Below are 15,763 nucleotides of genomic sequence, written 5' to 3'. Positions count from 1 at the left end.
CCGTCGCCCGCGGGCCACCCGCGTGATGAGCGCTCTTCACCCCCGCCGCGGCGGGCGGCGGGCACGCTGAAGCGGCGGCCCCCGGGTTTCCCTCGGCGAGCCGCCGATCGGACGGGTCGGACGGACGGCCGGACGGTTCAGCCCGCGTCCATGGCCGGCGCGGCGTCGGTCACGGTGAAGACGGTGTCGAGCCCGGTGACCTGCAGGATCCGCTTCACGGCCGGGCGGGGGGCGGCGAGTTCCAGCGAGCCGCCCTGCTCCTTGAGCCGCTTCATGGCCGCAAGCAGCACGTTCATGCCGGTCGAGTCGCAGAACTCGACACCGCTCAGGTCGACCACGATGCGGTTGACCTGGTCGCGCAGCAGGCCCGCGAGGGCCGCCTGCAACCTGGGCGCGGTGTACAGGTCAAGCTCACCGATCGCTGTAACGACGGCGTGACCCTCCTGAGACGCGGTCGAGACGTTTAGCTCCACGTCCGGCACACTATCTCGGGAACGGCCCGCGGGCCAGACAGTTCGCCAAGTCCCCTGCGGGACGGGCGTGTCGCCGCGCGGGCAGTCCCGTACGCTTTGAGAACTACGCACCGTAATGTCATGATTTCACCGTTGGTGATGTTCGCGGCCGGTCCGGCGTTCTCCCGGTTCCCGCCTCGCGGGCGACCCGAGTAGGAGAGGCTGAGCAGGTGCAACAGCGGCATGGACACGAGGCCGACCCCAGAGAGACCCGGCTGCGGGAACGCCTGGAGACGATCCGCGCGCGCTCCGCGAAGTCCAGTTCGTGGCGGACGTCCACCCAGTATTTGTCACGCCTTGTGAACGCCAGCGGTTTCATCCCGGTCAAGGCGCGCCTGTCCCGTGAGGACCTCGCCTTCCTCGCGGGTGCCCGCGAGGAGGTCATCACGTTCACCGAACTGGGCGTGCGCCTCCTCGACCTGCACCGCCCGCAGGAGGCCGGCGGCATCACCAGCGACCCCGGCAGCCCCATCCGCCGCTGCCGCGCCTGCATGTCCCGCTGGCCCTGCCCCACGTTCCGCGCGATCGACGAGACCCTCAACACCTGATCAGCCGGGGATCGGTATCTCGACCGGCGGGAGCTTCGGGGCCGGCTCGCGCCACATCCCCGACAGCAGCACGCTGAGCGTGTACGCGTGCCAGATCTGCTTCGACCACCGGCGGCCGGACATGTCGCGCAGCAGTTCGCCCATCGCCCGCCGGTCCACGAGCCCGAACAGCTCCCGCGGCCCGTCCATGATCTGCTCGGCCAGCAGCCGCCGGAACTCCTCGCCGTGGGACAGCCGCCAGTTGAACGACGCCGTCCGCCCGCGCGGGACGAGCGGCGCACGCGCCCGCCACGCCCGGCGGCCCGCGAACCGCGGGCGCCGCTCCCGGTCGAACCTCCAGCGCTTCCCCTCCGGCGGGATCCTCGCCAGCTCCGGGGCCAGCTCCCGCAGCAGCAGGAAGAACGGCTCCTCGCTCCGCCGCCACGACGGCGCCAGCGCGAGCACGTCGCGGACCACCCGGTTGTCGAAGAACGGGTGGTAGTACGGCGAGTTCATGAGCGTCGCGCTGTGCGACCCGACGATCCAGCGTCCCGTCCGGTAGAACAGGTACAGCTTGTCCAGCGCGTCGAACCCGTCCCGCTCCGCCCGGTCGGCCCAGCGGGCGTGCTCGGCGGCGGCGAGGGCGTTCGCCTCCGGCGTCATGATCGGCTCCGCCGCCCGGAAGATCAGCCGGACCCGCCGGAGCAGCCCGTCGGCGCTGACATCGTCCTGGTCGTACAGGAACCCGCCGCGGAACGTCTCCCCGCCCGATCCCGACGTCCTGGGCACGAGGTCGTACGGGCGGTAGGAGTTCACCCTCTCGTAGGCCGAGTTCATCCCCTCGCACATGCGGACCAGGTGATGGGCCCGGGCCAGCGGATGCTGGACGGCGATCGTGTCGCGGGTCGGCTCGGGGACCTCCAGGTCCACCCGGTGCCCGATGCCGAGCGCCGCCGCCACCCGGCCGCCGAGGATCACGTCCGGATCGTCGGCGAACCCGTGCGTGGCCGCGCCGAACGGCACGTCCGCCGCCGACAGCGCCGCCGCCATCAGCCTGCTGTCCCGGCCGCCCGACAGCGACAGCGTCACCGCCTCGCGATGCCTGCCCAGCGGCGCCGCCGACGCCACCAGCGACTCCGCCAGCGGCCGCACCGCGGCCGCGCGTCCCGCCGCCTCGGGGGGCACCGGGTCCGCCCTCGGCAGCGGCAGCCGGCGGATCACGGTCGGCTCGCCCGGCACGGCCTCCAGCACCGCGGCCGCAGGCAGGGCCCGCACCCCGCGGAACGGAGTGTCGTCGCTGGTGAGGAAGCCGTGCCGGATGATCGGGTGCAGCGCCTCGACCGCGAGGTCGACCGGCGGCTCCGCCCGTCCCGTCTCCAGCGCCCGCGCCACCAGATGGACGAGCAGCGCCCGGCTGCCGGCGATCCGGACGCCCCGCGTCTCCGCGTGGTAGACGGGGCAGACCCGGGCGATCGCGGTCGCGGCCATGACACCGTCGTCACCGGCACGGAAGACATTGAAGACGCCGCCCAGCTCGGCGGTGACGTCCCCGAGGTCGTCCTTGGCGAGCAGGACGTCCTCGTCATGCTCCGGGTCGGTGAGGTAGCCGCAGTACCCGAGCGTGCGGCCCGGCCTGCCGGCGAAAATGCCGGGGAGCAGTTCGTGCCGCGGCTCGTTCGACCACCCGAGGAGCGCCGCGCCGCCGCCGGGCGCCGTCCAGGCGTCCGACGACACGACCTCGGCCGGGACGGGGAACGCCTCGCGGATCGCACGCCGCGCGGCTTCGAACAGCAGCGGAGAGAGCCGTTCCCGCGCCCGGCGGGCCGAAAGGGCAAGGTAGACGCGCACGAGCACTCCTCACGCATGTGGGACGGGTCACACCCGTCCCCCTCACCCGGCGGGGCGACGTCCGGATGACGTCCGCGCGGCCGGCCGGTGAACATGCGCCGTCCTGATCACCGTCGGTGAGCGCCGCCGGTGAGCGCCGCGTCACGTCGTCAGCGGCAGGCGGACCTCGAAACGGCAGCCCGGGCCTTCGTTCGCGACGCCGATCTCGCCCGCGTGGGCCTCCACGATGCCGCGGGCGATGGCGAGCCCGAGACCCGCGCCGCCGCCCGGCGTCCGGGCCGCCTCGCCTCGGAACGCGACGTCGAACACGCGCGGCAGGTCGTCCTCGGGGATGCCGCCGCATGCGTCCGCGACCGTCACCCGCGCCTCCCCGCCGCGGACCTCACCGATGATCTCGACCGTGCCGTCGCTCGGCGTGTGCCGGATCGCGTTGACGACGAGGTTGCGCAGCGCCCGGCCCAGCTCGCCGGTGTCCACCTGGACGGGCAGGCCCTCCCGGACGTCGCCGTGCAGCCGGACGCCCTTGGCGCGGGCCAGGGCCTCCGCCCCGGCGACGGCCTCGGCGACCAGGTCGGCGAGGCCGACGCGCTGCCGGGACAGGCGCAGCGCCCCGGCATGGATGCGGGACAGCTCGAACAGGTCGTCCACCATCTCGGTGAGCCGCTCCACCTCGACGCGGATGCGCCCGTGGTAGCGCTGGACGGTCCCCTGGTCGGCGACGACCTCGTCCTCCAGCGCCTCGGCCATCGCCCGGAGGCCCGCCAGCGGGGTCCGCAGGTCGTGGCTCACCCAGGCGACGAGTTCGCGGCGGCTGGTTTCGAGGGCCTGCTCGCGTTCATGGGACGCGGCCAGCCGGTCGTAGGCGGCCTCCAGCTCGCGTGACAGCTCGGCCAGCTCCGCCGGGAGGTGCGCCGACGGCGGGTGGAAGTGGTCGGCGCGGACGGCCTCGACGAGGGTCCGGTTCGCCGCCACCAGGCGGCGTCCGAGGAGGACCGACACCGCCATCGCGACCAGCCCGGCGGACGTCACGACGGCGAGCACGACCGCGCGGTCATGGTCGTTCAGCAGCATCATGAAGGAGATCACGAGGATGCCGGAGATGGTCGCCAGCACCGTCGCCGCACCCACGACGATCAGCTGGGTCGCGACCGAGCGGGCGCGCAGCAGGTACAGGACACCGAGCGCGACGGCCGCGACGACGAGCGCGGCGAGGCCCGCGTAGAACACGACCCAGAGGAGGTCCTCGAACGGGATCATGACCGGCCGTCCCCCGGGGTCTCCGGGGCCTCCGGGTCTGCGGGCTCGTACCGGTAGCCGACGCCCCAGACGGTGACGATGCGGCGCGGCGCGGTCGGATCGTCCTCGATCTTCTCGCGGAGCCGGCGGACGTGCACGGTGACCGTGGACGAGTCGCCGAACGTCCAGTCCCAGACGCGTTCGAGCAGTTCGTCGCGGGTGAACGCCTGACGGGGGTGGCGGAGCAGGAACGCCAGCAGGTCGAACTCGCGGGACGTGAGCGCCAGATGCTCGCCGCGCAGCCCGGCCTCGTGGGCGCTGACGTCCACGACCAGGTCGCCGTCGCGCAACGGACCCGACGGGCCGGTGGGCACCAGCGCGCCCCGCGCCCGCCGCAGCACCGACCGGACGCGCAGCGCCAGCTCCCGCGGGCTGAACGGCTTGGTCACATAGTCGTCGGCGCCGGTCTCCAGCCCGACGAGCCGGTCGGTCTCCGTGCCGAGCGCCGTCAGCATCACGATCGGGACGGTCGAGGTCTCGCGGAGCCGCCTGCACACCTCCAGGCCGTCCATCCCGGGCAGCATCAGGTCGAGGACGACGAGGTCGGGCGGATGGTCGAGGGCCCTGCGCAGCGCGGCCCGCCCGTCCGCGACGCACACCACCTCGTGCCCGTCGCGGGCCAGGTAGCGGGCGACGACCTCGGCCACGGTCGGATCGTCGTCGACCACCAGGACGCGGCCGGCATGGGACACGGAGTTCACGTTCACACGCTACGGCGCGCACAACGGGATCACGCCGTCCGTCATCACCCTGTAAGAACCGTCCTCATCGCAAGAACCGTCCACATCCGGGCCACGCATCGCGCCGGGGGACGAACATCGCTTTAATGACCGGATGGCTCAGACGCGCCCCGCCACCCCCGCCGCCGGCACCATCGCGCTCGTCCTCCTCGGCGGCGCGGTCGCCACGGCCGCCGGCGCGTTCATGTTGTACTTCCGCCACTACCAGTCCGACCTGCTGGAGGCCGTCCGGCACTCGACCGGCTACTACGCGCTCGCGTGCGTCCTCGTCGGCTTCCTCACCGCGATCGGGCTCATGCTCACCCGCCCGCGCGGGCCGGTCGCGCCGATCATCGCGGTGATCTCCGCGATCGTCGCCCTCTACGTGGGAAACCGGCTCGGGGTGATCCTCTACGCGGTCACCCACGGCGGCGTCCCCGGCGGAGACTTCCTCATCGAGGTCATGAAGTACCGCTTCGATGTGGAGGACCTGCTGGCGCCGCTGGTCGCGGGGATCATCGGGGGCCTGCGCGTCGCGATGGTCGCGGGGAGCCTCCCGCCGCGGGGATCGTCCGGCCGGCCCTACCCGCCGACCCCGGGCCAGCCCATGCCGGGTCAGCCCATGCCGGGTCAGCCGATGCACGGGCAGCCTCCGGTTCCGGGGCAGCCGTTCCAGCCGCCGGCGCAGCCAGGCCAGCAGCCCTATGCGCCGCCGGCCGTACCCGGAGGGCCGTATCAGGGTGGGTCTCCACCGAGCGGTGGGGCCTGATTCGCCCCAGGTCGTCCCCAAGGGTGATGACTGCCGCGAGAGGAGCGCCTACGGTGAGGACATGGGTAAGACACTCCTGACCGTCCTCGGTGTCATCCTCGCGATATGCCTGGTGACGACCGTCATCGGGTCGATGATCGCGATGCTGAAGTTCTTCTTCTTCATCGGACTCATCGCCGTCGTGGTGGTACTTGCCGTAACCGCCGTCTCCAAGATGTCAAAAAGCGACTAGCCAAAGGGGCCGCCCCTCTTGCCGGGGCATCGCCGGTGACCGCATGATGCCGGAATAACCAGGCGGTCATCGGCGAAGGGACATATCGTGCCAGGCCTTACCGAGGTGCTGCGCGAACGCGCAAGCTCGCATCCCGATCGCGTCGCGTACATCGCGGGCGACACGGAGATCACGTACGGCGACTTCGACCGGCGCGTAGACCGGGTCGCCTCCGCGCTGGCGGCCGCCGGCGTCGGGCACGGCGACCGTGTCGCGGTGCTCGACAAGAACTCCCTGGAGTACGCCGAGCAGCTCTTCGGCGCGGCGCGGATCGGCGCCGTCCAGGTGCCGGTGAACTACCGGCTCGCGCCGGACGAGGTCGCCTACATCGTCAACAACGCGCAGGCGAAGGTCTTCATCGTCGGCCCCGAGTTCGTCCCCGTCCTGGACGCGATCGCCGACAGGCTGGAGCACACCGCCCACAAGGTGGTCATCAACGGCACCGACACCGCCTACCAGGACTACGCCGCCTGGATCGACTCCGCGTCCGACGCCCGGCCCGACTACGAGCCCCCCACCTCGGACGTGTTCGTCCAGCTCTACTCGTCGGGCACCACGGGCCGGCCCAAGGGCGTCATGCTCACGCATGACAACTTCTTCGCGGCGCTGACGGTCACCAACGACGTGTGGGACATCGAAGAGTCGTCCGTCCTGATGGTCGCGATGCCGATGTACCACGTGGCGGGCAACGTCCTCACCGTCTCCTCCCTCTACAACGGCCTCACCGGCGTGATCGCGCGCGAGCCCGACCCGACGCTGATCGCGAAGGGGATCGAGAAGCACCGGGTCACGCACATCTTCCTCGTCCCGGTCCTGCTGCAGTTCATGCAGCTGATCCCGGAGGTCGCCGAGGCCGACATGTCCAGCCTCAAGCTGCTGCTGTACGGCGCGTCCCCGATCAGCGAGGACGTGCTGCGCGGCGCCATGCGGATGCTGCCGAACACCGAGTTCATGCAGGTGTACGGGCTCACGGAGGTCACCGGCGCGATCACCATGCTGCCCGCCGAGGACCATGACCCGGACGGCCCCAACCCGCACCGGCTGCGCAGCGCCGGCCTGCCCAACGCCAACACCAAGATCAAGATCGTGGACCCGGCGACGCAGGAGGAGGTCCCCGCCGGCCAGGTCGGGGAGATCGTCTGCCAGACCCCGCAGAACATGAAGGGCTACTGGGGCCTGCCCGATGCGACCACGTCCGCCCTCTCCGACGACAACTGGTTCCGCACCGGCGACATCGGCTACCTCGACGAGGACGGCTACGTCTACATGCACGACCGGGTCAAGGACATGATCATCTCGGGCGGGGAGAACATCTACCCGGCCGAGATCGAGAACGTCCTGATGAGCCACCCGGAGATCACCGACTGCGCGGTGATCGGCGTTCCGTCGGAGAAGTGGGGCGAGACGCCCAAGGCCCTCGTCGTGCTGGCGTCGGACGTCTCCGAGCAGGACATCATCGACTTCTGCCGGGAGCACCTGGCGCACTTCAAGTGCCCCAGCTCCGTGGAGCGGCGCGACGAGATCCCCCGCAACCCCACGGGCAAGATCCTCAAGCGCGAACTCCGCGACCCCTACTGGGAGGGCCAGGACCGCGCCGTCCATTAGACCGTCGCTGAAGCCCCCGGTGTCAGGCGTCTGACACCGGGGGCCTTCGCGTCACAGGTAGCGGACCACGGCGGACAGCGGGCGGTGGTCGGACGCCTTGGTGCGGGTGTCGGGGACGCTGCAGGAGACGGCGGCCGACTTGGTGATGAACAGGTAGTCGGTCTTCGCGACCGCGGTGCCCTGCCAGTTCTGGCGGGTCTTGGCGCCGGTGCGGGACGAGCCGGACTGGTCGCATTCGGAGTAGACGTCGTACAGCGGGTCGAGGGCCGGGCTGCCGGGGGTGTCGGCGAGGTCGCCGCCGACGAGGACGCGTCCGGTGCCGGCGAGGGCGACGAGGGCGCGGGCCTGCTTGCGGCGCCATTCACCGTCCTCGGTCGCGCTGAGCTGCGTGACGCAGACCCGGGTCGCCCAGGACGGGACCTCGCCGCACAGGGCGACGTGGGCCTGGCCGGGAGGCGCGGGCAGCTTGCTCTCGCCGGTGTCGGCGAGCGGGGCGTCGGCGCCGATGGCGACGCCGAGGCGGCCCTGGCCCTGCGCGCACTCCGGGCCCTTGGGGAGCGGCGTGAACGCCCAGCTCCACTTGCCCAGGGCCTTCTTGAAGTCGCGGATGTGGCCCTCGCAGACCTCCTGGAGGAGGACCGCGTTCGTGGCGACCTCGCGTCCGCCGACCTCGGTGGCGCCCATCCGCTGGACGATCTGCTTTCCGAGGGCGGCCGGGGCCGTGCCGAGCGGGCAGCCGGGATCGGCGTCGCCGCAGACGTTCCAGGTCATCGCATTGATCGTCACGGCGTCGGGGCGGGGGGCGGCTCCGTCGGCGTGGGCGGGGCCTCCGCCGCCCGGTAGGTCCTCGATGCCGGCACCGGTGGCGGCCGCGGTCACGACCGCGGCGGCCGCGCAGACCGAGAAGAGGGGGATCAGGGCGCGGGGGGATCGCACACGTTCTCCAGGGGACTGTCAGCGGGGGATGATGGCGGAATCTCACCACATCAAGATCGCTTTTGCCAGTGATTCGCGACCAGTCGGTCATTCACGATTCGGGTACCCGGATGCGGCGATTTCCGCGACCAAGGCTAGGGGGCCCGGCGAGTGTTCCCGCCGGGCCCCGTCCCGCTAGCCCTGCTTCCGCGCCTGCGGGCCCTCGGCCTGTAGGCGTGCGGCCTTCGTCTCTCAGTCCGCCCGCGTCCCGGGCAGCCCGGTGACCGTGCCGGCGCCGACCGTCCGGCCGCCCTCGCGGATGGCGAAGCCGAGGCCCTCGGCCATCGCGACCGGCCTGCCCAGCTCGACGGCCATCTCGACCGAGTCGCCGGGCAGCGCCATGCGGCCTTCGCCCCCGAGGTCGATGGCGCCGACCACGTCCGTGGTCCGGAAGTGGAACTGCGGCCGGTAGCCGTGGAAGAACGGCCTGCTCCGACCGCCCTCGTCCGCGGTCAGCACCCGGACCCGAGCCCGGAACCGCAGGTGCGGCCGGATCGCGCCCGGCACGCTGACGACCTGGCCGCGCCGGACCTGGTCCCGCTTGACGCCGCGCAGCAGCATCGCCGTGTTGTCGCCCGCTTCGGCGTGGTCCATCGACTGGCCGAACGTCTCCAGCCCGGTCGCGACCGTGCCGAACGTGTCGCCGAGCCCGACGACCTCGACGGCGTCGCCGACGCGGATCGAGCCCTGCGCCACGACGCCGGTCACGACGGTGCCGCGCCCGGTGATCGTGAGCACGCTCTCGACCGGCATGAGGAACGGCTCGTCGAGCACCCGCGGCGGCACCGGCACGTACGCGTCGATCGCGTCGAGCAGGTCGCCGATGCGGGCCGTCCAGTACGGGTCGCCCTCCAGCGCCCGCAGGCCGGACACCCGGACGACCGGGATCTCCTCGCCGGGGAACCCGTACTCCGACAGCAGCTCCCGGACCTCCAGCTCGACGAGGTCGAGCAGCTCGGCGTCCTCGACCATGTCGGCCTTGTTCAGGGCCACCACGATGTGCCCGACCCCGACCTGGCGGGCCAGGACGATGTGCTCGCGGGTCTGCGGCATCGCCCCGTCCTGCGCGGACACGACGAGCACCGCCCCGTCCACCTGCGCCGCCCCCGTGATCATGTTCTTCACGTAGTCGGCGTGGCCGGGCATGTCGACGTGGGCGTAGTGCCGGGTCGCGGTCGCGTACTGGACGTGCGCGACGTTGATGGTGATGCCGCGGTCGCGCTCCTCGGGGGCGCGGTCGATGCGCTCGAACGGCGTGGCGGACGCCAGCCCGCGGTCGGCGAGCACCTTGGTGATCGCCGCGGTCAGGGTCGTCTTGCCGTGGTCGACGTGCCCCATCGTCCCGATGTTCAGGTGGGGCTTGTCGCGCTCGTAAAGGCGCTTGGCCATTGTCTCGTCCTCACTGGTGGATCCGGTGAGAACCCATGCGCGCGCACGCGCATTCCTCGACGACCCCCCTCCGCTGGTTCTCCGAAGGGGCGGGACGGAGAGGGGTCAGCTTCGCGCGCCGTCGTCGGCGGCGCCGGCGTTCGCTGCGGCTGCCGGGCAGGCGGCCGGCACCGCGCTCGGCAGGCCGTGGCCCGCGAGCGTCCGGGTGCCGGCCGCGAAGAACATGATCCGAAGGCTACGGGCCGCGCTTGACCGGGTCGACAGGTTTTCCACGTGCGGGAACGCGCAGGAGCACCACGCCGACGGCCGCGCCCGCGAACTGGAACCCGGCGATCGCGAGCACCAGCCCGACCGGCCCGATCGCCGCGGCGGACGCGGCGGTCAGCGCGGCGCCGACCGCGGACGCGCCGATCTTGAGGCTGCCGGCCGTCGTGTTGACCTGCCCGAGCCGCTCCGGCGGCGCCTCCCGCTGGCGGAGCATCAGCGTGGCCGCGAACACGGGCCCCTCGGAGATTCCCGCGGCGACGCACGCCGCCATCGCCCACGGCAGGGACGGCGCCACCGCGAGGGACGCGAGGGACGTCCCGAACCCGACGAGCCCGGCGATCATGACGGGTTCCCCGTGCTTGGGCGTCAGCCACCGGCTGGACGCGAGCGAGCCGGCCAGCGAACCGATCGCCAGCGCCACGAGCATCTGCCCGCCCGCGCTGGGCGCGGCGCCGATGTGCCCGGCGAGCAGCACCGCCGTCACCGCGACGCCGCCGAACCCCATCCACGCGAGCGTCGTCGCCACGGTCAGCGCCCGCAGCACCCGTCCCTCGAAGAGGACGGCCAGCCCGCCCGTCATCATCGAGAACCACCCCGCGGCCGCTGACACAGCGCCTTCGCCCGCCCCCTCGGCCGCGCCGCCCGGGCCCGCGGTCGCCTCCGAAGCCGAGCCCGCGTCCGGGGACGAGGACGGGGATGGGGATGGGGGCGGGCCGGGGAACGGGAGCAGGGGGAGGCTGAGGAGGCCGAGGACGCCGGCGGCGACGATGGCGACGCCGGCGTACTGGCCGCCCGCCAGGGCGGCGAGCCCGGCGGCGAGGCCGGGGCCCGCGATGCCGGCGAGGTTGTAGCTGGACGCCTCCAGGCCGTACGCGCGCGACAGCCGCCCGGCGGGGACGAAGCGGGGCAGCAGGCTCGTCAGCGCCACGACGACCGGCTCGGTGCAGCCGATCACGGCGGCGACGAGCAGCGCGAGGGCCAGCGGCGACCGTCCCGCCGTCGTCAGGAGCAGCGCGGTGGCGACGGCGTACCCGGCGGCCAGGGCGACCGCGATGCGGCGGGGACGTCCCACCCGGTCCAGCGCGTTGCCGATCAGCGGGCCGCTCAGGATGTACGGGAGCGTCATCGCGGTCTGCAGGTATCCGGCGGTGGCGGCGTCGCCGGTGCGCGCCTGGACGGTCAGGACCAGCGCCGTCGCGACACCCTCGGCGGACACCCGCAGCAGCGTCGCCGACGTGAGGTGAAGCGGGAGCGCCGCCGTCCTGCCGGGCACGCTCGCATCCTGGCACAGGCGACGGTCCGGCCGGTCCGGCCCGCCGGCGCCCACCTAGACTGCGGAGTGTGACGGCATTGGGCACGGCACACGAACATCGGGTCACCAGTGAGGTCGGGCGGCTGCGGACCGTCCTGCTGCACCGTCCCGGCGCGGAGCTGAAGCGGCTCACGCCGCGCAACAGCGACAAGCTGCTGTTCGACGCGATCCCGTGGGTGGGCCGGGCGCAGGAGGAGCACGACGCGTTCGCCGAGGCGCTGCGGTCGCACGGCGTCGAGGTCCTGTACGTGACGGAGCTGCTGCAGGACGCGCTGGAGTACGGGGCGGCGCGGGAGCAGGCGATCGCGGACGCGATCGTCGACCTGCGCCTCGGTGACCAGCTCCGCCGCGCCGTCGAGGGCCATCTGCGCGATCTCGACCCGGAGAACCTGGCGCACACGCTGATCGCCGGGCTGGCGCACGAGGAGCTGAAGTCCGGGCACGGCCTCGTCTACCGGCTGATGGACCGGCTCGACTTCATCGTCGATCCGCTGCCCGGCCTGCTGTTCACCCGCGACAACAGCACCTGGATCGGCGACCGGGTGGCGGTCACCAGCCTGGCCATGGAGGCCCGGCGGCGGGAGGCGGCGCTGACCGGCCTCGTCTACGCGCACCATCCCCGGTTCGACGGGGTGGAACCGGTGTACTCGCCGTCCCTCGAACATCTCGAGGGCGGGGACGTGCTGCTCCTGCGCCCGGGAGTGATCGCCGTCGGGACGGGCGAGCGGACGACCCCGGCGGGTGTCGAGCGGCTGGCCCGCCAGGTGATCGGGGCGGGGCTGGCGCACACCGTCCTGGCCGTCCCGATCGCGCAGGAGCGGGCGACGATGCACCTGGACACGGTGTGCACGATGGTCGACGTCGACACCGTCGTGATGTACCCGCCGATCGCGCACTCCCTGACGGCCTACACGGTGACGCTCGACGACGGCGGCCTGAGGGTCGCCGAACCGCGCCCGTTCCTGGACGCGGCGGCCGAGGCGATGGGCCTGGACCGGCTCACGGTGATCGACACGGGCCTCGACCCGGTCACCGCGGAACGCGAGCAGTGGGACGACGGCAACAACACCCTGGCGGTCGCGCCGCGCCTGTGCGTCGCCTACGAACGCAACATCGAGACGAACGCGCAGCTGGAGGCGGCCGGCATCGAGGTCATCCGGATCAGCGGCAGCGAACTGGGCACCGGCCGGGGCGGCCCGCGCTGCATGTCCTGCCCGATCCTCCGCGACGAAGTCTGAGGCGCCCGTCGCGTGGCCTGCCCGGCCGGCTAGGCGGGGTAAGCGCTGCTCTGGGCCGATCTGGATCCGTTGCGGATTTCGTCATCCGGCTCGTCCGTGAGGTCCGGAAAGTCGGAAAGGTCGGGCACGGCGACCTGTGCCCCGGTCGGGGCGCCCGCCCGGCCGTCGCCTGACGACCTGGGGGCCCGCAGGACGGCCCACACCGTGGTGGAGCTCTCATCGTGGCGCACGCCCCAGCCTTCGGACAGGGCCTCGACGATGCCGAGCCCGCGTCCGCCGAGCGAGGACAGCGTGCCCGGGCCGCGGCGCGGCTCGGTCATGGCGCCGCCGTCGCTCACCTCGACTTCGAGGAGGTCCCCGCGGCGCAGCCAGCAGACCCTGACCTGGCCGGACGGCAGCGGCCGCGCGTGCCGGAGGGCGTTGCTGATGAGTTCGCTGACGATGACGGCCGCGTCGTCGACGATAGACTCGTAGACGCCCGAGTCGACGAGCTCCGAGCTGAGGCGCTTACGGGCGACCGCGACGCTGGACGGCGCGTGGGGCAGCAGTACGACGCTCGACGCCCTCACCTCCCCGTGGTTCCGCTTACCCGGACGATTCCCGTCATCGCGCTTCCAGTACGACCGAAATGCCCTGATGGCCATGGCCGGAAACCCGAACGATTCAGTCTGCCACCTGCACAACGAGTCACCGCCCATCCGGTCACGGTGATCACCCCCGGATCGGAATCCCGTCACCAACGGCAACCATCAAAGGATCTATCCAGCCAACGGCGGATTTACTCCTCACGCGCGCGTTTCGTCCATCACACCCTGGCGCCACCGTACTTTCCCGCACAGGCCAACCCTGCCACCTGTCGAGACCGCTGATTGCCCTGGTCACAACGCTCTCACCACGGCACCATCGAGGAAGTGTCCTCACGGTGAGTAACCACCGCCGGGTTGGGGCGGGGCGGACGCTCAGTCCGCGGCGCGGAGCACGAGCCGCATGCACGTGCCGTCGCCCGGATGCGCGCCACCTGCGGGTCCTCGCCCGTCCGCCGCGCGCAGGAGGGTGTTCGGCCGCCGGGGCGGCAGCGTCGCCGGGGCCGCCGACCCCTTTCCTCCGCGCCCGTACGCGTTCGTGTGAGATACCTCACGATTGCCGGTTCCGCCCGGATGTGCCGAGATCGTTCCGCCCTGGGCCTCCGTCAGGCGCTTGACGATGTAGAGGCCGAGCCCGATGCCGCCGAAGCGCCGGCGGTCCCCCGCCTCCCCCTGGACGAACCGCTCGAAGATCCGCTCATGGTCGCCGGGCGGGATGCCGATGCCCTCGTCCGCGACCGTCACCACGACGTCGGACTTCTCGCGGACGGCCCGGACGCTGACCGTCCCGCCGTCCGGGGAGTACTTGAACGCGTTCTCCAGCAGCTGCCCGAGGACGATGTCGGTCGCCATCGCGTCCCCCTGGCACGGCGGCAGATCCGGCGCGATCTCCAGCTCGACCCGGTGCAGCGGCGACAGCGACCGGAACCCCGCGACGACGCCCTCCAGCACCCGGGCCAGGTCGAACGACTCGATCGTCACGGTCAGCTCGTCGGCGCCCGCGCGGGACCCCAGCAGCAGATGCTCCACGAGGCGGCCGAGCGACTGGGCGCGCTCGGCGATCGTGGCGACGGCGCCGCGGCGGTCGGTGTCGGCCATCTCGTCCCACCGGTTGACCAGCGTGGACGCGAAGCCCTGCACGACCGTGATCGGGGTGCGCAGCTCGTGGCTGGTCGTCGCGAGGAACAGGTCCTTGGCCTCTTCGAGCGCCTTCGCCTCCGACACGTCCCGGAAGTCGACGACCAGCTCGCCGGTCTCCTCGATCTCGGCGGCCAGCACGTTCAGCCACGTCCCCGACTCCAGCCGGAACGTCAGCATCTCCCCGAGCGCGGGCATGTCGAACGGCAGCGGCCGCCCGATCGCGTCCTCCGGAGGGATGCCGGTGAGAGCGTGCGCGGCGGGGTTCCACTGCCGGACGACGAGGTCGTGGTCCAGCACGGCGATGCCGTCCGCGCTGGAGTCGATGACGGCGCGCTCGTGCGCCCGCTGCCGGACGACCTCCGAGTAGGCGACGGCGTTGCCGACCGCGACGCCGGCGTGCCCGGCGAGCAGTTCCAGCAGTTCGAGCTCGGTGTGCCCGACCTTGCGGCCGGAGAACAGCGCGTAGAGCGCGCCGTACGGCCGGTTCTGCAGGTACGACAGCCCGAGCGCGATCGTGTGCAGCCCGGACAGCTCCGACCAGATCAGGTCGCCGAGGCGCCGCTCGCCCGTCGCGAGCAGGACGGTCTTGCCCGACCGCAGCACCTCCCCGACCAGGCTCGGCCGCAGTTCGGCGGACGTCCCGCGCATGTGCTCGGGCAGCCCGGACATGCTGACCAGCCGCAGCCGCTCGCCCTCGATCCGCACGAACCCGCCCGCGTCGGCGCCGGTCAGCTCGATCAGCGCCGCGGTGATCCGGTCGAGGACGACGGCCAGGTTCAGCTCCGCGTTCAGGTCGGCGACGATGTCGTTCAGCCGCCGGACGAGCCGGGCCCGCTCGGTCATGTGGTGCTGGACGATCTCGTCCTCGTCCACCGGGTGGTACACCCCGACCCAGCCGAGCAGGTTCCCGGACGGGTCCTTCAGCAGGCTCGTGTCGATCCGCACGTCGATGAGGCGGCCGTCGCGGTGGAACCTGCGGGTCGCGATCGAGATCTGCCCGCTCTCGCCCTCGCCCGTCCGCCGCGTGAGGAGCCGTTCCTGGACGGCGTTGTGCTCGGCCTTCAGCTCGTCCGGCACGATCGGCGGGACCCGGCCGACCATCTCCTCGGCCTTCCAGCCGAACATGCGCTCGGCCGCCGGGTTCCACACCGTGACGCGGTGCCGCTGGTCAACGGCCACGATCGCGTCGGCGGCGCTCTCGATGACGGCGCGCGCGATCGGGTCGTGGACGTGGTGGTGCACGCCTGTCATCGTGCCACCCGACCCTCACGCTCGCCGGGTAACTTGCACCGAAACTTCCCACGTCACCCT

14 protein-coding genes are annotated in these 15,763 nt (G+C 72.3%); 5 read left to right on the top strand and 9 right to left on the bottom strand.

Annotated elements, in window-relative coordinates; translation table 11 throughout:
• Positions 1-137: 137 nt before the first annotated feature.
• Positions 138-473, bottom strand: a complete 336-nt coding sequence (locus AB0C35_RS12050) for an STAS domain-containing protein (protein ID WP_358453622.1) — start codon at positions 471-473, stop codon at positions 138-140.
• A 209-nt stretch (positions 474-682) separates the two neighbouring features.
• On the opposite strand from AB0C35_RS12050, the gene AB0C35_RS12045 reads away from it, so the two are divergent.
• Positions 683-1,060 (top strand): hypothetical protein, encoded by a 378-nt coding sequence (locus AB0C35_RS12045; protein WP_358453620.1) that lies wholly within the window; start codon positions 683-685, stop codon positions 1,058-1,060.
• Here AB0C35_RS12045 and AB0C35_RS12040 read toward each other — a convergent pair whose 3' ends face one another.
• From AB0C35_RS12040 to AB0C35_RS12030, 3 genes are all read right to left on the bottom strand, one after another.
• On the bottom strand, positions 1,061-2,887 hold the full coding sequence (locus tag AB0C35_RS12040) for a hypothetical protein (RefSeq protein WP_358453617.1): 1,827 nt from the start codon (positions 2,885-2,887) through the stop codon (positions 1,061-1,063). It abuts the gene before it with no gap.
• Between the two features lie 141 nt (positions 2,888-3,028).
• Positions 3,029-4,144, bottom strand: coding sequence for a HAMP domain-containing sensor histidine kinase (locus AB0C35_RS12035; RefSeq protein WP_358453614.1), 1,116 nt, complete (start codon positions 4,142-4,144; stop codon positions 3,029-3,031).
• A complete protein-coding gene (locus tag AB0C35_RS12030) occupies positions 4,141-4,875 on the bottom strand; it encodes a response regulator transcription factor (protein WP_358453716.1) in 735 nt (244 codons plus the stop codon). The genes AB0C35_RS12035 and AB0C35_RS12030 overlap by 4 nt, the downstream gene beginning before the upstream one ends.
• Positions 4,876-5,017: 142 nt before the next feature.
• Between AB0C35_RS12030 and AB0C35_RS12025 the strand changes: the two genes are divergently transcribed.
• The 3 genes from AB0C35_RS12025 to AB0C35_RS12015 all read left to right on the top strand — a co-directional run bounded on the left by AB0C35_RS12025 (position 5,018) and on the right by AB0C35_RS12015 (position 7,547).
• Positions 5,018-5,671, top strand: a complete 654-nt coding sequence (locus AB0C35_RS12025; RefSeq protein ID WP_358453612.1) for a hypothetical protein — start codon at positions 5,018-5,020, stop codon at positions 5,669-5,671.
• A gap of 61 nt (positions 5,672-5,732) precedes the next feature.
• A complete protein-coding gene (locus AB0C35_RS12020) occupies positions 5,733-5,903 on the top strand; it encodes a hypothetical protein (protein WP_358453610.1) in 171 nt (56 codons plus the stop codon).
• 87 nt (positions 5,904-5,990) lie between these two features.
• Positions 5,991-7,547: a long-chain-fatty-acid--CoA ligase gene (locus AB0C35_RS12015; RefSeq protein ID WP_358453607.1), complete on the top strand. Its 1,557-nt coding sequence runs from the start codon at positions 5,991-5,993 to the stop codon at positions 7,545-7,547.
• Positions 7,548-7,598: 51 nt separating this feature from the next.
• Here the strand turns inward: AB0C35_RS12015 and AB0C35_RS12010 are convergent, their stop codons facing one another.
• From AB0C35_RS12010 to AB0C35_RS12000, 3 genes are all read right to left on the bottom strand, one after another.
• On the bottom strand, positions 7,599-8,483 hold the full coding sequence (locus tag AB0C35_RS12010; RefSeq protein ID WP_358453604.1) for an endonuclease/exonuclease/phosphatase family protein: 885 nt from the start codon (positions 8,481-8,483) through the stop codon (positions 7,599-7,601).
• Between the two features lie 231 nt (positions 8,484-8,714).
• Entirely contained in the window at positions 8,715-9,911 is a 1,197-nt protein-coding gene (gene tuf / locus AB0C35_RS12005; RefSeq protein WP_358453601.1) for an elongation factor Tu, read from the bottom strand.
• Positions 9,912-10,146: 235 nt separating this feature from the next.
• A complete protein-coding gene (locus tag AB0C35_RS12000; RefSeq protein ID WP_358453598.1) occupies positions 10,147-11,451 on the bottom strand; it encodes an MFS transporter in 1,305 nt (434 codons plus the stop codon).
• A 68-nt stretch (positions 11,452-11,519) separates the two neighbouring features.
• Between AB0C35_RS12000 and AB0C35_RS11995 the strand changes: the two genes are divergently transcribed.
• Positions 11,520-12,728, top strand: coding sequence for an arginine deiminase (locus AB0C35_RS11995; RefSeq protein WP_358453596.1), 1,209 nt, complete (start codon positions 11,520-11,522; stop codon positions 12,726-12,728).
• 29 nt (positions 12,729-12,757) lie between these two features.
• On the opposite strand, the gene AB0C35_RS11990 is transcribed toward AB0C35_RS11995, so the two are convergent.
• On the bottom strand, positions 12,758-13,297 hold the full coding sequence (locus tag AB0C35_RS11990; protein ID WP_358453593.1) for an ATP-binding protein: 540 nt from the start codon (positions 13,295-13,297) through the stop codon (positions 12,758-12,760).
• Between the two features lie 390 nt (positions 13,298-13,687).
• Entirely contained in the window at positions 13,688-15,703 is a 2,016-nt protein-coding gene (locus AB0C35_RS11985; protein ID WP_358453589.1) for a PAS domain-containing protein, read from the bottom strand.
• Between the last annotated feature and the right edge of the window lie 60 nt (positions 15,704-15,763).

It is taken from the genome of Spirillospora sp. NPDC048819, from assembly GCF_040650055.1.
In the GTDB taxonomy this organism is placed as follows: Bacteria; Actinomycetota; Actinomycetes; order Streptosporangiales; family Streptosporangiaceae; genus Spirillospora.
This window is presented reverse-complemented; position numbering and strand designations above follow the sequence as displayed.

Bases quoted from the DNA above. Each gene is read 5' to 3' on its own strand.
- AB0C35_RS12035 (WP_358453614.1), bottom strand. From the start codon at position 4,144: ATGATCCCGTTCGAGGACCTCCTCTGGGTCGTGTTCTACGCGGGCCTC.
- AB0C35_RS12025 (WP_358453612.1), top strand. From the start codon at position 5,018: ATGGCTCAGACGCGCCCCGCCACCCCCGCCGCCGGCACCATCGCGCTC.
- AB0C35_RS12020 (WP_358453610.1), top strand. From the start codon at position 5,733: ATGGGTAAGACACTCCTGACCGTCCTCGGTGTCATCCTCGCGATATGC.
- tuf (WP_358453601.1), bottom strand. From the start codon at position 9,911: ATGGCCAAGCGCCTTTACGAGCGCGACAAGCCCCACCTGAACATCGGG.
- AB0C35_RS11985 (WP_358453589.1), bottom strand. From the start codon at position 15,703: ATGACAGGCGTGCACCACCACGTCCACGACCCGATCGCGCGCGCCGTC.